The sequence below is a fragment of the Clostridia bacterium genome (genome assembly GCA_017410375.1).
GTDB lineage: Bacteria > Bacillota > Clostridia > RGIG6154 > RGIG6154 > RGIG6154.
Genome location: JAFQQW010000059.1, coordinates 23,469 through 42,368, shown reverse-complemented (window position 1 = coordinate 42,368; position 18,900 = coordinate 23,469). Strand labels below are relative to the sequence as shown.

Sequence of the window (18,900 nt, the reverse complement as noted above, 5' to 3'; positions counted from 1 at the left end):
TAATGGAAAATAGAGATATGCATTTAAATTGAAAGGGGATACATTATGAAAAGGATGTTAAGCGTATTGCTTGTGTGCAGTTTATGTCTGGCGCTGTTTCCGGTTTCGGCATTTGGCGCGGAGATTGTGCCCGCACAGGCAATTGAAACGGTTTACGAGGTATCGCAGGCTGTGGCTTCAAAGTTTACGGTAAGCGATAACAAGGCAACCGCCAACGAGGTAGGGGCAACCCTGACTTTTACGGTGGGTAACACCACCTCTGCCACCTCGGATGCAGAAATTTATCTGTATGACGGGATGCACATTACCGCAAAAGTCGGAGAACAGGAAACATCTGTTACTGCAAGCAGTAACGGCTATTATGCCCTTGGCAGATTCGATTTTACGGCAGGCGGAACGGTAACAATTACCGCAAACAATACAAACAGATGTGTGGGTGCACTCCGCATCACCGAAAGAGAAGAATATATTTTCTATCAGGCGGATGCTTCGGTTTCTGCAGGTGTGACCAAATCGGGCACGACCGTTGCAGGCTATAAGCAAAGCGTCAACTGGTACGGTGCAGGCACTACCATCAATATGCGTTGGGATGTGCCGACCGCTTTAAACGGCGCGGTGGATATTTATTACTATATCCCCTCTGTCGGCAATGCTGAAACCACAGAGATGGGCGTGAAAGTGAATCTTTTGAATGCCAAGTCCGAAACAGAAGAAAGCTTTTGTCATGCATCGGCATACAGACAGGCGCATTCCTGGCTTAAAATTGGTACGGTTTATTTAGACGGCAGTGCAAAAACCGTTCAGGTAACCGGTGACGCGCATACGGGAGTGACTCGTTTTTCTGCAATTAAACTGGTGCCGAATGCCTATGAATCCTATGCAATTTCGCCCGATAATTTTCATGAGTTGGGAAGCTGGCTTCGCGATTCGTCCCCTGAGTCATATAAGGAGCTGATGCTTCGCTCGACCGCTGTAGATACCGACAGTACCACAGCATATCAGGAGTTTGAGGTTGCAAACGGCAACTATTATGTGTATGTACATACCGGTGACTATCCCTATTACAGAACAGGCTCACGCCGTTTTGTTTTAAAGCTTAACGGCAATGAATTTAAAAAGACGGGTGACAGCAGTGTGTATTTATCTCAGTTCGGTACCCATTGCTATCCCCAGGATACCTCTAAGCCCGAGGATGAAACAAAGGTTTTGTGGGCATGGGAAAAGATGGGGTACCCCGGTGATACCGTGGCGGTAACCGACGGCAAGCTTAAAATCGAGCTTAAAGCAAAGAGTCAGTACGCAAGAGTGGATGCTATTGTGCTGACCCGTGATCCCTATTATGTGCCGAGCAACGATATGGAAACCGCAATGCAGTTTGGTCTGAACTTTGATGCGCGTTCGCCGTATGATGATAAAGTAAAGTTTCCCGAAAAATATCAGGCTGCGCTTTCTTCTGTAGAAGAAGAAATCACCCTTTCCAATGCTAAAGTTTCGGTTACCTTTAAAGAGGGTACGCTTTCAGACGGCACAAAAACCGTACAGCGCCAAACCGTAACCGACGGGGTTACAACCAATACCTTTGAAGAGGGCTTTGGCTTTTTATCCCTGTTTGCAAATAAAACCACCGATGACCAGACCACCGCGTATTACGCAAACTTCAGAAACGTATTTACCATCCCCAGCGGAAGCAATTACGAAATTGTAACCGAGAACGTGTTCCGTGCAGGTATACCCGAATGGTTAGTACCAAGCAGCATGGAAAAGCTTTCTGACGGCAGTGTGAAAATGACTGCCGAGGGCGAATATGCCAAAGCAGAAGCCATCTGGTCTTTGGCAGAAGGCGATGAAGAACCAAAGGTTGCGGTAACCTACACCGCTAAAAAAACAGGCGTGTATTCCTTTGGTATGTTTAACAATGTCAATGAAATTGATAAAGAAGAAGTGGGCTACATCTTAAATCCGTTCCGTTATCAGGAAAGCAGATATCCCGACCCCGGTGTGTTAATCCGTGAGGCAACTTCTACCACCAACCACACCCAGATGACCTATAAGATGAATGAGGCAGGGCAGGAGATTTCCTTGGGTGTTGCGGCGGATGAAGCAGAGATTGACAACGTATGGCATCAGAACCGCGAATTTTATGACAACAAGGAAACCGCGGACAGAGAAGCGATCTACATTGATATGTATGACAGAGTTTCGGGCTTTGGTATGGGTACGGTCGGTTATAACGGCGGCGTACAGCCCTCCATTTTTGCACCCCTTTTCGGTACAACCGATGCAGATTTTGAGGTGGGTACAACCTATACCTTTACCTACCGTCCGTTGGCATCCGTTTCGTCTGAGGGTGAAAATCAGGGCTGGTATAAAATGTATGCGCATGTGGCGACCGATTTAAGAGGCGTTTACGATTACCGTGACAATTTCTATGCCTCCATGACCGATACCGCATTCAATCTGTTAAATCTCTTAAAAGACGATTCTGCCAGCGGTTGGGACAAGGATTTGATTGGCCATTATAACATTGAAGATACCTACACCGTTACCAATTCCAATCCCCATGCGTATTTGCAGTATTATCTGTTAACCGAGGATAAGGATTTGCTGATGGACAGAACGCTTCCCATGATGGCAACCATGCTCACCCGAAGCGGTCCGCATATGAGTGGAGAATACACCTACGAATACCGTTCGGAGGGTCCCATCAACAAATCTCTGGTTACCAGCGATACACCGGCCGGCAACACAACCTTTGAAGGTGCATACCGCTTGTCGCGTGGGTTGATGCCCGTATTCCGCAACTTAGCGCAGGACGGCATTAAAAACTCCAATATTGAAAAGGGCGGTGTGAATTCCTTAAAAAGTCCGGCTGAAGCGCTCTTTTACGATTATGCCATGGGAAATTCCGACTTAACCAATGCAAAAGCGTTGGCGGATGAATATTACAGCAAACGAGCATTCAGCTCTGCAAGCAATTTTGTGGATGAATCAACCTTTATAAACATCAGCTATTTCCCGCATTTCCCGTCTATGATGGATGTGTATGAGGCAACGGGCGAAACCAAATATTTAGATGCGGCAATCGAGGGCGCGAGAAGATTACTTCCAACCCTTCGTGCGACCGATATGTCCGAAAGCAAAGAGGTTATGCGTACCGCAGATACCGAAGAACTGTGGCTGGAAACCAGACTGTTCAGAAACGGTTGCTGGTGGTACGGAAATACAGGCTACAGACGCGGTGCGGTGCTGAAGGATTATGCAAATCCCACCTACAAAAACGATTCCGAGTATTACAGAAAGGTGCCTGCCAATGCTTTGGGTGAAGGTGCGTATGCGCCCGGCGCCTTAAGTGCAGACGGCAGTGCGGCAGTATATCCTGAATGGGTAACGGCAAGGGTTGGTCTTTCTTTGGAACAGTTCAGCACTTGCGGCAGCCGAAATGATAACATTTATATGTCTACCTTTGCACCTGAGCTGTTAAGACTGGGTTACCATTCGGACGATCAGCTGATGATGGACCTTGCAAGATCCTCGCTGGTAGGCAGATTTGCAAACTATCCGGGTTATTATATCTTCAATTATAATCCGACTCCGGGTCTTGCGGATTACCCCTATAAAGGATATGACACCACACAGTTCTATTTCCATCACATCCCTGTTTTGCTGGCTTCTGTACAGGATTATCTGTTCTCCAATGCCTATGTAAAATCAGACGGTGCGATTGATTTCCCGTATGTCCGTTCAGAAGGCTATGCCTGGTTTAATAACCGTACATACGGCGCAGAAGCGGGCAAAATGTATGATGAAACCGATATGTGGCCGTGGCTGAAGGAAGGCACGGTAACGGTAGATAACAAGCAAATCGACTGGATTGCAGGCAGAAAGAACGGCAGAGCGGCTTTTGCCCTTTCCAACGCAGGGGACAACAATGAAACGGTAACCCTTACCTTTAACGCAGACTTAAATGTAAAAGGTACAGCAACCATTTACGATGCAGAGGGCAACGTGACCGAGGCCACCGTTAAAAACAACGCGCTGACGGTAACCGTTCCGAAAAAAGGTCTTGTAACTGTTGCGGTAAACGGTACGGGCATTACGGAGCCTGCTTATGCCTCCATTGATTTTGATGCGTCCTCCGACGGTGCGCAGATGGATATGGGCAATTCTGCCATCGGTTTGATGTATGAGGGCGAAACCTATACACCTGTAAACAGTAGTCATATTTACAGTGCGAATACCGGATATGATGTAAAGGCGTATGCTTTGGCACTCGACCCCGAAAATTATATGGGTTATATCTTTGTGGGCGGTCGTTCCACCGAGCAGGTTGCATTTGTGGATGAAGACGGAAACAGTGCAGTAGGTGGCGGTGACGGTGCCGATGAGGGTATTGTAAGCACCACTTTGAAATGGCGCTTTGCAGGCGAAGAGAATTTTAATGAGGTGACCGATACTGCATTCCCGTATGAATTCTTTATTCCTGCGGAAAACACTGCAAAGGGCATTGAATTTAACGTAGAAACCACCTTTGGAGACGGCTCGGTGAAAACTCTTGCCGAAACGGCTACAGTTGAACCTGTTGCAACCGAAACGGTGAATAACGAAATAACGGTTACAGCACCCACAAGCATTCCGAAAAACGGTGTAGAGCTTACCACAAACGGCACAGGCTCTGCAAGCTATGTGGGACAAAAAGGCGTTGCGGTTGTTCTTAAGGCAGGTCAGGAAAAAGCCCTCGGCTATGAGAGCTTTGACAACTTTACCGCAGGCAGTATCGAAAATACAGACCTTAAGGGCATGACCGTGCGTGCAACCCTGAAAAACACAGGTCTTGTGGAAGAGGGAAGAGTAGCAGAAATTACCTTTGCGGATGTTCCGGTTCGGTATGTAAGACTCAATTCTGCCCAAACCATGCTGTGTTTAGAGCTTGCGTTTGCGGATATTGCAGAGCATGCTGTTTCTGCAACGGTGTATGATGCAAACGGGGTGGCACAGCCTGCAGAGGTTGAAAGCCTTACGGCAAGTCAGCTGGTTTCTGTACCGGCTATGACCGTTTTGGGGGGTAAGATTACTGCAGAACGTGGCGAGGGGACCATACAGATAGGTTCGTTCCCCACGGGCACAAAATTCTTAACGGCAGAAGCCCTTGACCGTGGCGAATACGGCTATGAAGCAAACGCCTATAAGTTAGTCAATGGCGGTGCAGGCGAGGGTAACTTTACATTCTATTATAATAATGCCACCATTTCGATACTGAAAGGTCCGTTCGGGGTATTTACGTCCGACATGACAGGAAAATATAAGGTGTATGCGCTTCGCAAGGATACAAACGCAGGCAGTCGGCCACTCAAAGCCAATATCAACGGACAAACTTTCAGATTCGACACAGCACCGACAAAAGCAAGTGATGATTTTAATATCAACAGCTGGTTCTGGGATGATGGCATGACAGTAAGCGGTGCGATTGCAACGGTGGATGTAAAGACAGGTGAACCGATTTTTGTACAGATAGACAACAGTTCTTCGGGACATGCGAGAGTAGAAGCTTTTGCGTTTGTTCCGGTGAACGAAAGTCCTTCAGCATTGCTTTATGAGCAGAATCTGTTTAACCATTCCTTGCTTGACCAACTGTGTCAGAATCATTTTGAAAAGGTTACGCTTACAGAAGGCACAGCTACCGTAAACGGTGTTTCTGTTACCGCAAAGCCGTATACGGCAGAGGTGAACGGAAAAACAAGCGATATAAACAGCGTTTTGGGCGGTATACAGAAAGAAGCGACCGTTTTGGATGCGGTGATAACGGCAGATGCCGACTTTGATGTGACCGCAAACGATATTTTTGTAAACGGTAAGCGGGTATATGCGGCATCCATGCTGCCCATTCCGCAAAATGCAGTGATTACAACCGCTGAAAAGGAAGCGGAAACGGCAGAAAACTTTGCACCCATTCGCGCGTCCGAGGTGCTGAGTGCGACAGGTACGTTGGACAATAAGCTTAAATATTGCCTGACAACTTCTAAGCTTCCCGGCTTGATGCAGTTTGGCGATACCGACAGTGCAACGGCATTCTTTAAGGGTGCAAAGCTTACAGGCTTTGTTTCGCTGAAAACCAATGTAACCACCAACGGCGGGTATACGGTTAAAAAGGGCGAAAAGCTGTTTATGCAGGGCGTGCCGGTGGATGCGGTTGTGCGTGCGGATGACAGAACCGATTTGCATATACAGAGTATGCTGAATGTGAGCAAGGAAAGCGATGACTGGGTATATGCAACCGAAAACGGCAACCTCCACAAAGAAGGCGTATTCGTAAATGAGGTGTATGACCACAGCAACCTGTATCTGGCAAACAAAAATGCCGACGGCAAGGTGTTTGACTTTAAGATGCAGGAGGGCAAATTCCTGCTTCTGGCAAACGGCGCAAGCCTGATTCGAATCGTTGTGGCAAACTATGACGAAAACGGTGCATTCTTAGGCGTTGACCATGTGGAAAACGGCTACGCAAGCTTCTTTGACGGCTATGAGCTGACTTTAGAAGAAAATCAGAAAGCATTCTTGTGGAACCGTTCCATGTACGGAAACGGAAGCTTTACGCCACTCGGTGATATAATTGAGTAATAAAAAAAAGACTGTAAATTCAAGTGAATTTTACAGTCTTTTTTTTTACATTCTCTTTTAAAGCTCGGGCTTGAAGGCGGGCATAAGCTCCAGCTTAAAAAGATTCATTTTGTGCTTGCGGTCGATAAGTGCTTTTTTATCGGCATCCTCCATGATGCCCTGACGAATGTATACATCAAGCTCTGCGTAGGTAAAGCCTAAGTTTTCCTCATCGGTTTTACCGCAAAGTCCGTCGATGGGCGTTTTTTCCACCAGCTCTTTGGGTAAGCCGAGAAGATGTCCGATTTGCTTGACCTCGGTTACGGTAAGATGTGAAAGGGGAGAAAAATCACCCACAGAATCGCCGTAACGGGTAGAATAACCCACCCAGTCCTCCGAGAGATTGCAGGTGTTACAAACTCTGCCGTTTACGCTCTGGGAGACTGCATAAAGCGTAGTCATGCGGATGCGGGGCGGAATGTTCTGTACGGTCTGTGCCGTGATTTCAAGATTTTCAGGCATACCTTTTAAAATGCCGTCTACGGCGTCTTTGATATTGACTTCGAAGTGGCGGATGCCTAGGTGGTTGACAAGAAGATATGCCATGTCGATATCGTGCTGATTGCCCTGGGGCATTAAAACACCGTAAACTCTGTCTTTTCCCAAAGCCTCCACACAAAGTGCCGCGGCAATCGAGCTGTCTTTACCGCCTGAGATGCCGACCACTGCATTACAACCGGGGCCGTTCTTTTCAAAAAAATCCCGAATCCATAAAACACAGTCGTTTTTTACTTTTTCTGCATTGAACATGATAAAATTCCTCCGTTTTTAAAGAATATGCACCTGACACATTTTCATGGTGCAAAGTGCCGCCTCGTGACTTTTTGGGGTTACCCCGGCACAGCAGGAAGCATCTACGCTTACCTTTGTTTCCAAAAAGTTGGCTTTGAGTAACAGCGCATTGGATACCACACAGATGTCGGTACAAAGTCCGATTAATTCAATTTCGATTTCATTTGGGTTGTAGCTTTGCCTGATGTATTCGGGAAGTGCGGTTGCACCAAAGGTAGGCTTTTCAATGGCTTTGTAAGTTCTTTTGTTCAGCGCGGTCTGTACTCTTCGGTCAAGTTGCCAGCCGTCTGTGCCTTTGATACAATGGGGGACAGGCAGATTTTTGCCCTCCTGCGTTTCCATATAGCTTTCGGGATGTGTGTCATAGGTTGCAATAATATCTCCGTCGAACTGCTCGATTTTGCGTACCACATTGTCCAAAATGGCAACCGCCTCTTTTGTACCGAGTGCACCGTCCACAAAATCCTTTTGCATATCCACAACAATCAGTATTTTTTTCATAAATTCACTCCTTATTCTGTACCTTTACAGGATTTCAAATAACTCCGAGGGGAACGAGCGGGAGGCAACCTCTAAGGTTTTGGCAACATTTGTAAAGCCTGCGTTGCAAAGCGCTGTGTGGGTGGTTTTGTAAGCAAGCTCGGGGGTGTTGTTTTCACCGCTTAAATGACCCAGCATAATGCGTTTGGTGCCGTTTTGTGCCGCCCACACACAAAGCTGTGCAGCATCGCTGTTGGGCAGATGCCCGAAGTCTGACAAAATACGTTGCTGTAAGCTCCATGGATAAGGACCGTGGGTTAGCATATGCACATCGTGATTGGACTCGAGCAACGCAAAATCCGCACCCTTTACAGCACTTAAAAGCTCGGGGGTGATTTTACCTGTATCGGTTGCGATACACACCTTTTTTTCGCCCCAGAGCTGAAAGCCGTGGGGGTCTGCCGCATCGTGCGGGATGGGGAATGGCTCAATCGAAATGTCTTTAATCCGAAAAGGGGTGTCCGAGATAAAATGAAGCTTCTCAGACGGAATCACGCCTACCGACAACGGCATCGCCTGATAGGTACGCTTGGTAAGGTAAATATCAATCTTATACTGCCTTGCCAGCACGCCGATGCCTTTTACATGGTCAATATGCTCGTGGGTGATTAAAACCCCATCAATGTCATTTATGTCTATGCCGTTGAAGAAAAGTCCGCTTTTGGTGCTTTTTCCGCTTAAACCGCAGTCAATCAAAAGACGGGTATCCTTTTCCCGGACATATAAGCAGTTTCCGCTGCTGCCGCTGACTACCGAACAAAATTGCATAGGTTAATTCTCCTTGTATTCTAAAAAGTCTAGGGGTGCTACGGGAACATAGATTTTGCCGTTCATACAAATAAGAGGCAACTCCACAGTCTGGAGGGATGTGTTTTCAAAATGTCCCGTGGTGATTTGAGTGGTAAGCTGTTTTGGTGTATTGTTTACCAAAAATACGGGATGATAGCCGTTATCCGCAAGGGGATAAACCTCGGGGAAGTGGTTTACATCCTCTGTTTCGCAAAAATAGGTGTGGTTGCCTTCTGCAGTAACCGAAACCGAAAGCCCGTCGGTAGTAACCGTACCGCCGATGGCATCGGTCAGCTCTTTTAAGGGCAGATACCGCCACATACCGTAGTACACAATCTCGGTAATGGGCGTTTGGTTTCCGTCTATCGTTACCGCGCCCTTTTGCATTTGCACCGTGCGCGTGGATTTTCTGGTATATACCGTGCCGATATCGCTTTGGGCAGGCTCAAATCTTGAAAGAAAGCCATAGCCGTTTTCTGCCCGGAGCATGAAAAGCCCTTTATCGCTTTCAATGAAGAATATACCGAAATTCTCATTTTTTTGAGCAGTTTTTACGGTGAAATTCGGTTTTTGATAGGTTGTTACAACGTCCACCATGCCGTCAAGCGCAATCAGCTCGGAAAAATCGGTAACGTAAGAGGGTTCTGATTTGGAAACCGAAAGAATGCTTTGGGTGTCATACAGCAAGGTGTATTCTTCAAATTCCATGGTTTTGGGGTCGGTCAGTTTTGCACTTTCCTGCGCGAAAAGCTGAGCATGGGTGTAAACGGGATTTTCTCTTTCTGCGATTCGCTGCAGAAATGCCTCGTAATCCCAGTCGATAATAAAACGCTTGTCGGTGCGAAGATGGTGAGTGTCCGAATTGTTCTGGTCGGGCACAGTAATATAGGTCTGATACGCATGGGCAACTACCTGATTTTCATAGGTCAAGGGCAGGGCATAGGCGTTGTCGGGGATGGAAGCAAAAACACCTTCCGGCACGCGTCCGTCCTGCACGAAATGAATTTCGCTGTTTTCAATATAGAAATTGCCTGCGCCTGCCACCTTTGCGGTGTTGTCATACACGGGATTTAAACGGATGGTGCGGTTTTCTCCGTCCCAGGTATAGGTCATGCAGGTGTGAGAGCTTTTGTCGGTGGTGCTGTCGGTTGCGATGTCCTCAATGGCAACAGCGGATACGCCGTTCAGTGCAAAGGAGGGGACTAAAACACCGTTTATGTAGGTTTGAATGTCCGAATGATAAATATTGCCTGCTGTGCCGCCGACTGTGCCACGCGTGATGTTTTCTTCGGGACGGTGCGGAAAGGTATTGGGCTTAACATAGGCATAAAGGGTACGGGAGGCATCGTCGTAGCCCACCACAAAGCCGAAACGGGCAAGGTCTTCCACTAAAATTGCGGTTTTGCCGTCCAATGCGAAAGAGCGGATCGGTTCACCGTCCACAAAGGCCAGAATATCTGTGTTGTAAATGGTACCGACTACATCGCCCACGTTCAATGCCTGTACGGGCAAAAGGGACAGGAGCAGTACGAAACAGAGTGCAAGTAAGAAAAATGTCCGTTTCATTTTTTATCTCCTTTCTGTTTTGAAAAAAGGGGTAGCCATTGCTACCCCCAAAAAAGTTTTTAGTCGTCTGAATTCACGCGACGGATGTCTGCGCCCAGAGCCCGAAGCTTTTCTTCAAAATTTTCATAACCGCGGTCTACATGAATCAGGTTGTTGATTTCCGAAGTGCCGTCTGCCATCAGTGCTGCCATAACCATTGCCGCACCGCCGCGAAGGTCGGTACAGCGTGCTCTTGCACTGTGGAGCTTTTCAACACCTTCAATAACCGCCGTGCTACCGCTGACGGTGATTTTAGAGCCAAAGCGGTTTAATTCCTCCACATACTGGAAACGGTTGTCCCATACAGCTTCGGTTAAAAAGCTTGTGCCCTGACCGATGGCAAGCAATGTGCCGACCAGGGGCTGAAGGTCTGTAGGAAAGCCCGGATAGGGCAGGGTTTTAACACGGGCAGAACGCACTTTTTGCGGTCCTTTTACAAATACCGCGTCGTCATATTCAACCACCTGACCGCCTACGTCGCGGATTTTGGAGGTGATGGACTCTAAGTGTTTGGGGATGACATTGTTAATCATCACTTCGCCTTTGGTGGCTGCCGCCATCAGCATGTAGGTACCGGCTTCCACATAGTCAGGAATTGCCGAGTATGTACCACCGTGTAAGCTGTCCACACCCTTAATTTTAATGACATCTGTACCTGCACCCTTGATTTGTGCACCCATGGAGTTTAAAAAATTGGCAAGGTCTACAATGTGGGGCTCCTTTGCAGCATTTTCAATGATGGTAATACCATCGGCACGGACAGCTGCCAGTATTACGTTGATGGTTGCGCCCACCGATACCACGTCAAAGAAAATCTGACCGCCTACCAGCTGGTCGGTTTCCAGTTCATAGTAATCATCCATCATTTTGTTCAGGCTTGCATCAAAGTAGCTGTGATGCTCGCTGACTTCAGCGCCCAAAGCACGGAAGCCTTTTAAGTGCTGATCCACAGGTCTTGAGCCGAAATTACAGCCACCGGGTGAGGATACAACTGCGTGCTTGAACCGACCCAGAAGTGCGCCCATCAGATAATAAGAGGCACGCATTTTCTTAACCAGGTCAAAGGTAGCACGGCAGGAGTTTACGCAAGAACAGTCTATTTCAATGGTGGTTTCATCAATCCAGCGGGTTTCGGCACCCAGCTGGGACAATATGCCCATAATGACAGAAACGTCGTTAATGGCAGGTACGTTTTCAATCACGCACTTACCTTCAACCAAAAGGGTTGCGGGAATGATTGCCACAATGGCATTTTTTGCTCCGCCGATGGTTACATCACCCTTTAAAGGCGTTCCGCCGGTTATCAGTAGTTTTTCCATTTCGAAATCTCCAGTATATATGATTCAAATTTTGCATTCTATATGATAATATAGTATATCACAAAATCTGTTGCAAATCAACATAAATTTTTCCCGAATTGCAATTATTTGTACAGATTTCGTTTTTTACGCCCGAAAAAGTACAATTTTCAATATGTACATCCTGTGCGTTCTGAACGTCTATACCGATGTCGCTGTCTTTGAAAATGCAGTCGCGGATGCGGATATCTCTGTTGTGATATGCATCGAACTGATAAGAATTCATACCGATACAGCCTCCGGCACCGCAACGGGAGGTGTTTCCGCAATGGATAAAGGTACAGCCCTCGATTTCGATATCGGTTGCATTTCCGCCCTCCACATGGCTCGGGAATTCCACACCCAGCCAGATACCGCTGTTCATTAAATTTTTGTAGGTGCAGTTGCGGATACGCATATGGTCAATTCTGGAAAGGTGACCTGCACCTGCAATGTTTGTAAATACGGAATTTTCGCAAACATAGCTATCAGGCTCCCAGGCACGGGCTAAAAACAGAGCTTCACTTATATCCATGCCTTCAAGAGATTCTTTAAAGGTAACGGTGTAGTTGTAGCCGGGATAGTCATCTAAGGTTGCAGGCTCTGCGTTCTTTACGCTAAGGATGTTAAAAAGCGATTCTTCGCCCTTTGCATAGCATTCCATTTCTGTGTTTTCGGGAAGCTTGAGGTAGGCATAGCGGGAAAACAGAACAAGGGTGTTTTTATCCTTCTGTGCCACGGGGAACAGAAAATTGGAGTGCATATTCTGCCCGTCCATGCGCACACCCTCGATATACATTTGATTTACAAAGATATCGCCCTGACACTTGTGCAGTTTAAAAGCATCTCTGGGGGCGGTGAAATACTGGTTGCCCTCCGGTTTGAATTTTACATTTTCAATGGTGAGATTGCGAATGTCAAAGGCAAGAAAGGCAAAGCCGTTGGCATTTACGGTGTGTAAATTTTTCAAGGTTACGTTTTTGCTTGCACCAAAGTAGCATTGAAAGTCGGTTTTTGCTCCCTGGTGGAAGGTTATGATATCACCGGTTTCTACGCGGGAGGCAACTTTTTCGTCCTTTAACGAAAGCAGACGGTCGCCCACCAGTCTGAATTTTTCCGCAAGCCCCGGTCCGTAGGAAAGGCTTTCGCCGTTTAATTCCCCTTCGGGGGTGAAGCGGTTCATGCAATGGGTACCCATATTATCATAGCAGGGATTGCCCTCGAAAACCTCTAAGAAAAGGGTATCGTTTTCGATTTTGGTCACGCGTCCTGCCGAACAGAATTCCGGGTCGCGCTTGAATTTGAAATTTTCGACGGTGATATTTTCACAGTCGGTCATCCAGAGCAAAGAGGGGAGAAGGCTGTGAAGTTCTAAGTTGTTGTCTGCAGATAAGACGGTTGCGGGATTGCCCTCTTTGTCAACTGCACCGCGTATCGTGATGTTTTTTAAACCGCAAAGGAGAATGTGTACATCCTTTTCGGGCAGAAGCTCTGCGCCTGCATCGTGTGCGGTTAAATCCGTTTTGAATGGGTTGTGGGATTTTAACGGATAAATGCCTGCCTCGAATTCTAAAACCGACGCCTGCTCCTGTTTTGCTTTCTGTATGGCTTTTAAAATGCCGGGTGTGGCATCGTTTGTGGGTAAAGCGACAAATTCTTTTACACAAATTGTGTGTTGCATATCAGCACCCTTTCCTTTTTTTCCTTATTATAACACGGATTATGGCACTTTTCAACACAAATGTAGAAAATGACCAAAATTATTGTGCAAAATGACCAAATGCCGTCAAATCTCTTGACAAATGCGGGCGAAAGGACTAAAATCAACATAAGGTAAATAAATTTACATGTTTGCCGGGAGAATATTTAAAAAGAGAAGGGAAGTAACATCATGGTAATCACTGATATCAGAGTAAGAAAAATCAATTCGGAAGGAAGAATGAAGGCGGTTGTTTCCGTAACCTTCGACGATGCTTTTGTTGTACACGACATTAAAGTTATCGAAGGTCAGGACAAATTGTTTATCGCAATGCCCAGCCGCAAAACTGCTGACGGTGAATTCAAAGACATCGCACATCCCATTCATGCGGATATGAGAGAATCGCTTCAGAAAGCTGTCTTGGCAAAATATGAAGAGGCTATGAACGAGCCGGAAGAAGAATAAAAACCAAGCAAAGCAAAAGCATCGCATCGCGGTGCTTTTTTTGTTGACAAAATAAAGAAACTGTGTTATACTTTATCCGCACCCCCTGGGAGGGGGTATAAGAAAAAAGGAGATGCATAGTATGTGTAATGAAGTGTATGAGCAGGCGGACAGACGGCTTGCAAACATTGAAGGTCACGTCCGTGCCATCCGCAAAATGCTGTCGGACGGTCGGGAATGCGAAGAAGTGATGACCCAAATCCGTGCAGTAGAAAGTGCGATGCATAATGCAGGCACACTGATTTTAAAGCATCATCTGAACCATTGTGTCAAAGAGGGTGTTGAAAACGGAGACGGGGATATTTTAGACCGTTTTAATAAAGTGCTGGAAAGTTATCTTTAAAGGGAGGCGTTATACATGGCACACGAGCATGAACACGCGCACTGCGGTTGTGACTGCGGCTGCGGTCATGACCATAAAGAAAAGGCAGCTGTTTTGGAGTATTTGGTTTTAGGATTGTCTCTGGTTGGGCTGGTGCTGAGCTTTTTTAAACTTGTACCCTACATAGACCCTGCCTGGATTGCCATTCTGCTTTGCGGTAAGGATATATTTATCGGGGCATTTAAAGCCATCCGCCAAAAGAAAATCACCTCATCCCTGCTGGTGTCGGTGGCGATTCTGGCATCGGTGGCGCTGGAGATTTTCTGTTTACTCGGCTTTGCGGGGGGACATCATGGGGAAAGCTATCTGTTTGCTGCAGGGGAAATTGCCTTTCTGATGTGTTTAGGCGAATTTTTAGAGGAAAAGACCGTTAAAAAGAGCAAAAGCGGTGTACAGAAGCTGGCAAAGCTTCTGCCGCATACTGCAAAAGCGATGCGGGACGGCGAATGGACAGAAATTGCGGTTTCTAAATTGCATATCGGGGATGTGATTTTGGTTAACCCCGAAGAAACCGTGCCTGCAGACGGTGTGGTTATAAAAGGTGAAAGTGCAGTGGACAACAGTCACATGACGGGCGAGTCGGTACACGCAGACGTCGCAAAGGGCGATTTTGTTTACGGTGGTGCACGGAATGTGTACGGTGTATTGGAAGTACAGATTACGCAAAAGTGTGAGGATATGGCACTTTCGCGCATGATTCGGCTGACTGAAGAGGCACAGGGCAAAAAAGCGCCCATTGCCCGTACGGCAGACCGTTGGGCATCGGTGTTAGTGCCTGTTGCGGCATTGATCGCGGTGCTGATTTTTCTGACTGCATATTTTGTTTTGCAGGTAAGCCTGATTGATGCGCTGGTGCGCGGTGTTTCGGTGCTGGTGGTCTTTTGTCCCTGCGCGTTAACCCTTGCAACCCCCACAGCCATTTCCGCAAGCTTTGGTGCTTTTTCAAAGCAAGGCGTACTGGCAAAGTCGGGCGGTGCGGTGGAAGCACTTGCCGATACAAAATATGTGGCGTTCGATAAAACGGGAACCCTTACGAAAGGCATGCTTGCGGTAACCGATATCAAGTTGTTAACCGTAGAAGAGGAGACTTTTTTCAGCCTGCTGAAAACCGCTGAAAGCATTTCGGAGCATCCCATTGCCAAGGCAATATTAAAAGATGAACGGGGAAGCGTACTCCCTTGTGAACAGCAGGCGGTGCATCGGGGCATGGGTGTCAGCTGTGTGATAGACGGTAAGGCGGTAAAGGCAATGCGTGCCAAAGCAGATGCGGATGCTGTGGTGCAGACCTGGCAACAGCAGGGCAAAACGGTTATCACTCTGACGGTGGACAACGAAACAATCGGGCTTTGTGCGTTGGCAGATACCTTAAGAGCAGAAGCGAAAAATACTGCCACAGCGTTGAAAGGCATGCAGATTGAACCTGTGATGCTGACAGGGGACAATGGCGGTACAGCGGAATTTATTGCAAATCAGGCGGGTATTTCAAAAGTAGAGCATTCCCTTATGCCCGAGAAGAAAACCGAAATTGTATCATTTTTAAAGGATATAGGCAAAACGGTGTATGTGGGGGACGGCATCAATGACACGCCTGCCCTTGCAACCGCGGATGTGGGCATTTCCATGAGCGTGCTTGGCAGTGACATTGCCACACAAAACGCAGACATCTGTTTATTCACCGAGGATTTGACGGTGCTTCCGTGGCTTATCCAAAGCGCAAAAAGGGTGTTGTTCACCATCAAAACCAACATTATATTTGCCATGACGGTGAATGTTATTGCGGTGATTCTAAGCTTTTTAGGGTACTTAAGCCCCGTGGGCGGTGCGCTGTTGCATAACGGCGTTTCGGTGTTGGTGGTCCTAAATTCCTGCAGACTTCTGAATATGAAAAAATAAAAAGACTCCCTCGGGAGTCTTTTTTTACTTTATAAGTATGTATATCGGGTCACAGTAATTAAAGGTGTGGTTTACGGTAAGCTTATTTTTGCATTTTTCAATATTTCCTTTTACCCAGGCTGCCTCCCGATTCAACACCAAAAACTCGGTTGCGTTCTGCCATTTTTCGGGCAGATTAAAGGTGACACTTTCAATTTTATCCTCCCCGAGATTGTTCAGGGTAAGCATGCCGTAAAAGCCGTCTTGCTCAGGATGTTCCGCTCTGTTGACAACCGTATAGATGTTGGGCTGATTTTCTGCAAAAATATAGGCATCATCACACCACTTCAAAAGGGCATGAAACAGTCTTTGACGGCGGTAGTTTAACAAAGAGTGGGAACGGTTGCCCTGCATGGTCGTACCATAAATAACAATGCGACCGCCAAGCTCGTTTTCAAACCGCACCATGGCAGGGGAAATCAGCTCTTTCTGGTAGGTGTAGTTTTCCGAAATAACCTCTGTTTTGGGGTCGGTTATTTGAATTTCGAGAGATGTTCCTGTACCGAGGGGAGAATAGAAATAGGAAATGGGCATATCCTTTCCTTTGCTGTAGATATCAAAGGGCGCTTTTATCACTTCTTTTGCGGCAATATCGTATTGCATGTTTCCTTTTATAACAGCATCACCAATCTGAACACCTAAATACTTGCCGTAACCGCGATCGCATAGAGCTTTGGCGGCAGCAGCATCTAAAAACAGACCTTTTTGCAGACCGTGCATAATCTGCTCGTGGGAATAGTATTTGGCTTGTCGGGAATCCCAGAATGCCACATTCGATTCGGCGGTGATAAACGGAATGCCGAACCGTGCTACACTCTCTGTCCAGAACGGCACAAATGTAATGTCTTCAGCGGTGTTCCAGAAGGGGTCGTACGGAATTTCAACGCCCTCTCTTTTGCACTTTTTGCTGATGCGGTTGATTTCGTTGAAGCGTTCCCGTTCGCAGGCGAGCATATCGCTGTATGCAGGCTCTTCCAGTCGGTCGTCTAAAATCTGGCAATTGTAGAAAATGGCTCCGTCAAAGCCGTTGGAAAATACAACCGATTCCAATGCACGCATTTTTACCGCAGGCATAAAAAATCTTGTGTGCGGAAATACGTCCGATTCATGGTAGTAGGCAAAATCGCCTTTGATATGCTCTCTTGCGTAAAGAGCATGATATAATATTGTGGGAATGTTTTTTGCACCCGTTACATCGCAGTAAGCGGTGCCGTGTAATCTTGCAAAGGGGGTATGATTGGGTCCTGCAAGTGCCCGGCAGACCCGTTCGGTGCAGTTGCCGTCTACATCACAAGCACCCGATTGCATAAGCCCGAACGGAATTTCGGGGCTTTTTACGTCAACCGCTTTGCGCACGGCTTCCGAAATGCTGACCATGGAATCTGCCCGAAAATCGCGCCATCTTTTCATTAAGGCATAGCTCTCGGGAGTTCTTTGGTTAAAAATTTCAACCAGTTCCTCGCGTGTATAGTATTTGCCTTCGCGTTTTGCAAATTCGTCCAAATGGAATTTGCAAAAACATCCAAAGCTACCTGCCGAGGCGCCTAATGCGTAGTCATCCTCAAAGGCTACAAAAGCAGGCTTTGCGATTTCACAAAACCGTGCATTTCTCTCGGCAAATGCTTTCTGAAAAGCCGGGTCTAAAGGGCAACAGCCAAAGGGATGCTCGGTGCCGTCGCTTTTAACCACATGCTGATAAGCTTTGTCTGTGCCTGCTTTTAATGTAAGACAGTTCCACCAGCCGCATTGAATGCCGTATGGTGCAACCGCGTCCTTTACGGTTTTAAAAAAATGTGCAAGCTCCTCATAAAAGGAGATGGGCGGAAGCCCTTTTGCGCGCCAGCCGCCAGACGGACCGCATAACAAAAAGCGTTTTTGTCCGAATTTTTCTTTCATTTCCAAAAGATTTTGTATAATTTCATCGGTGGTTGGCCAGTCGCCGTCTATGGCAACCGGGACAAGGAAATCCAACGCAGTATTGTCTTTTCGTGTGTGTTTCATAAATATCCCTCCTGCTTTCAGTATAGCATACCGGGACAAAAAAAGTCTTGCACTTTCTATCAATAAAATTGCACAAAGGGTATTTTGAAATTATCTTGCTTTTTGCTTTTGAATCAGCGGGAACAAAAGGGCTGTAACCGCGGTGCTTAAGATGATTTCGGGAATCATGTAGCTTCCGTTATAAATCAGGGAATATGCAAGGGCAGTTTGTTCAGCTTCCTTGTATACGCTCCAGATAATCACGCCCGATAAAATGTGACAGATATACCGAAGAGTGGTAACTGCAAAGGCGCTGAAGGCAACCGAATACACTTTTTTGCCCGTAAGACAGAAAAATACGTCCGAAAGACCCAGCACGCCAAACGCCAGAATGTAGTCCAAAAGCACCACTAAGATGTTGTCAAACAGGGTTTGGGTCGGGGCAGGATAAAAGCCGAAAAGCATTTGGATTACACCGTATACAACGCCCGAAAGCAAGCCCCATTTTGTACCGCACAGGATACCGATCAGAATAATAGGCACCATGGATGCCAATGTGACCGACCCGCCATAGGGCAGGCGGATGGGCAGGATGTTGGAAATAACGGCAAGCACCGTTGCCAGCGCGATTAAAATAGCGCTTAAGGTTAAGTTTTTTGTTTTTTGATTCATGTTTTTTCCTCCTT

At 46.9% G+C, this 18,900-nt stretch carries 12 protein-coding genes; 4 read left to right on the top strand and 8 right to left on the bottom strand.

All coding sequences use genetic code 11. The features are described from left to right. The first annotated feature begins 45 nt into the window (after positions 1-45). Positions 46-6,615, top strand: a complete 6,570-nt coding sequence (locus IJE10_09470; protein ID MBQ2968333.1) for a hypothetical protein — start codon at positions 46-48, stop codon at positions 6,613-6,615. A 57-nt stretch (positions 6,616-6,672) separates the two neighbouring features. Here IJE10_09470 and nadE read toward each other — a convergent pair whose 3' ends face one another. From nadE to IJE10_09440, 6 genes are read right to left on the bottom strand one after another with little or no spacing between them, the layout of a single operon-like run. Beyond that, positions 6,673-7,404 (bottom strand): NAD(+) synthase, encoded by a 732-nt coding sequence (nadE, locus tag IJE10_09465; protein MBQ2968332.1) that lies wholly within the window; start codon positions 7,402-7,404, stop codon positions 6,673-6,675. Between the two features lie 18 nt (positions 7,405-7,422). Continuing rightward, positions 7,423-7,947, bottom strand: a complete 525-nt coding sequence (locus tag IJE10_09460) for a cysteine hydrolase (protein ID MBQ2968331.1) — start codon at positions 7,945-7,947, stop codon at positions 7,423-7,425. Between the two features lie 24 nt (positions 7,948-7,971). Further along, positions 7,972-8,754, bottom strand: coding sequence for an MBL fold metallo-hydrolase (locus tag IJE10_09455; GenBank protein ID MBQ2968330.1), 783 nt, complete (start codon positions 8,752-8,754; stop codon positions 7,972-7,974). A gap of 3 nt (positions 8,755-8,757) precedes the next feature. Continuing rightward, positions 8,758-10,341, bottom strand: coding sequence for a hypothetical protein (locus IJE10_09450; protein ID MBQ2968329.1), 1,584 nt, complete (start codon positions 10,339-10,341; stop codon positions 8,758-8,760). Between the two features lie 59 nt (positions 10,342-10,400). Further along, positions 10,401-11,699: a UDP-N-acetylglucosamine 1-carboxyvinyltransferase gene (locus IJE10_09445; protein ID MBQ2968328.1), complete on the bottom strand. Its 1,299-nt coding sequence runs from the start codon at positions 11,697-11,699 to the stop codon at positions 10,401-10,403. A 58-nt stretch (positions 11,700-11,757) separates the two neighbouring features. Next, positions 11,758-13,398 (bottom strand): right-handed parallel beta-helix repeat-containing protein, encoded by a 1,641-nt coding sequence (locus IJE10_09440; GenBank protein ID MBQ2968327.1) that lies wholly within the window; start codon positions 13,396-13,398, stop codon positions 11,758-11,760. A gap of 210 nt (positions 13,399-13,608) precedes the next feature. Here IJE10_09440 and spoVG point away from each other — a divergent pair, with 210 nt between their 5' ends. The 3 genes from spoVG to cadA all read left to right on the top strand — a co-directional run bounded on the left by spoVG (position 13,609) and on the right by cadA (position 16,195). Further along, the gene (spoVG, locus tag IJE10_09435; GenBank protein ID MBQ2968326.1) at positions 13,609-13,881 is read left to right on the top strand and encodes a septation regulator SpoVG; all 273 of its coding nucleotides are present in this window, start codon (positions 13,609-13,611) and stop codon (positions 13,879-13,881) included. A 112-nt stretch (positions 13,882-13,993) separates the two neighbouring features. Further along, a complete protein-coding gene (locus IJE10_09430) occupies positions 13,994-14,263 on the top strand; it encodes a metal-sensitive transcriptional regulator (GenBank protein ID MBQ2968325.1) in 270 nt (89 codons plus the stop codon). Positions 14,264-14,278: 15 nt separating this feature from the next. After that, on the top strand, positions 14,279-16,195 hold the full coding sequence (gene cadA, locus IJE10_09425; protein MBQ2968324.1) for a cadmium-translocating P-type ATPase: 1,917 nt from the start codon (positions 14,279-14,281) through the stop codon (positions 16,193-16,195). 24 nt (positions 16,196-16,219) lie between these two features. On the opposite strand, the gene IJE10_09420 is transcribed toward cadA, so the two are convergent. Then, positions 16,220-18,235, bottom strand: coding sequence for a hypothetical protein (locus IJE10_09420; protein MBQ2968323.1), 2,016 nt, complete (start codon positions 18,233-18,235; stop codon positions 16,220-16,222). 90 nt (positions 18,236-18,325) lie between these two features. Continuing rightward, entirely contained in the window at positions 18,326-18,886 is a 561-nt protein-coding gene (locus tag IJE10_09415; protein ID MBQ2968322.1) for an energy-coupled thiamine transporter ThiT, read from the bottom strand. Positions 18,887-18,900: the final 14 nt, after the last annotated feature.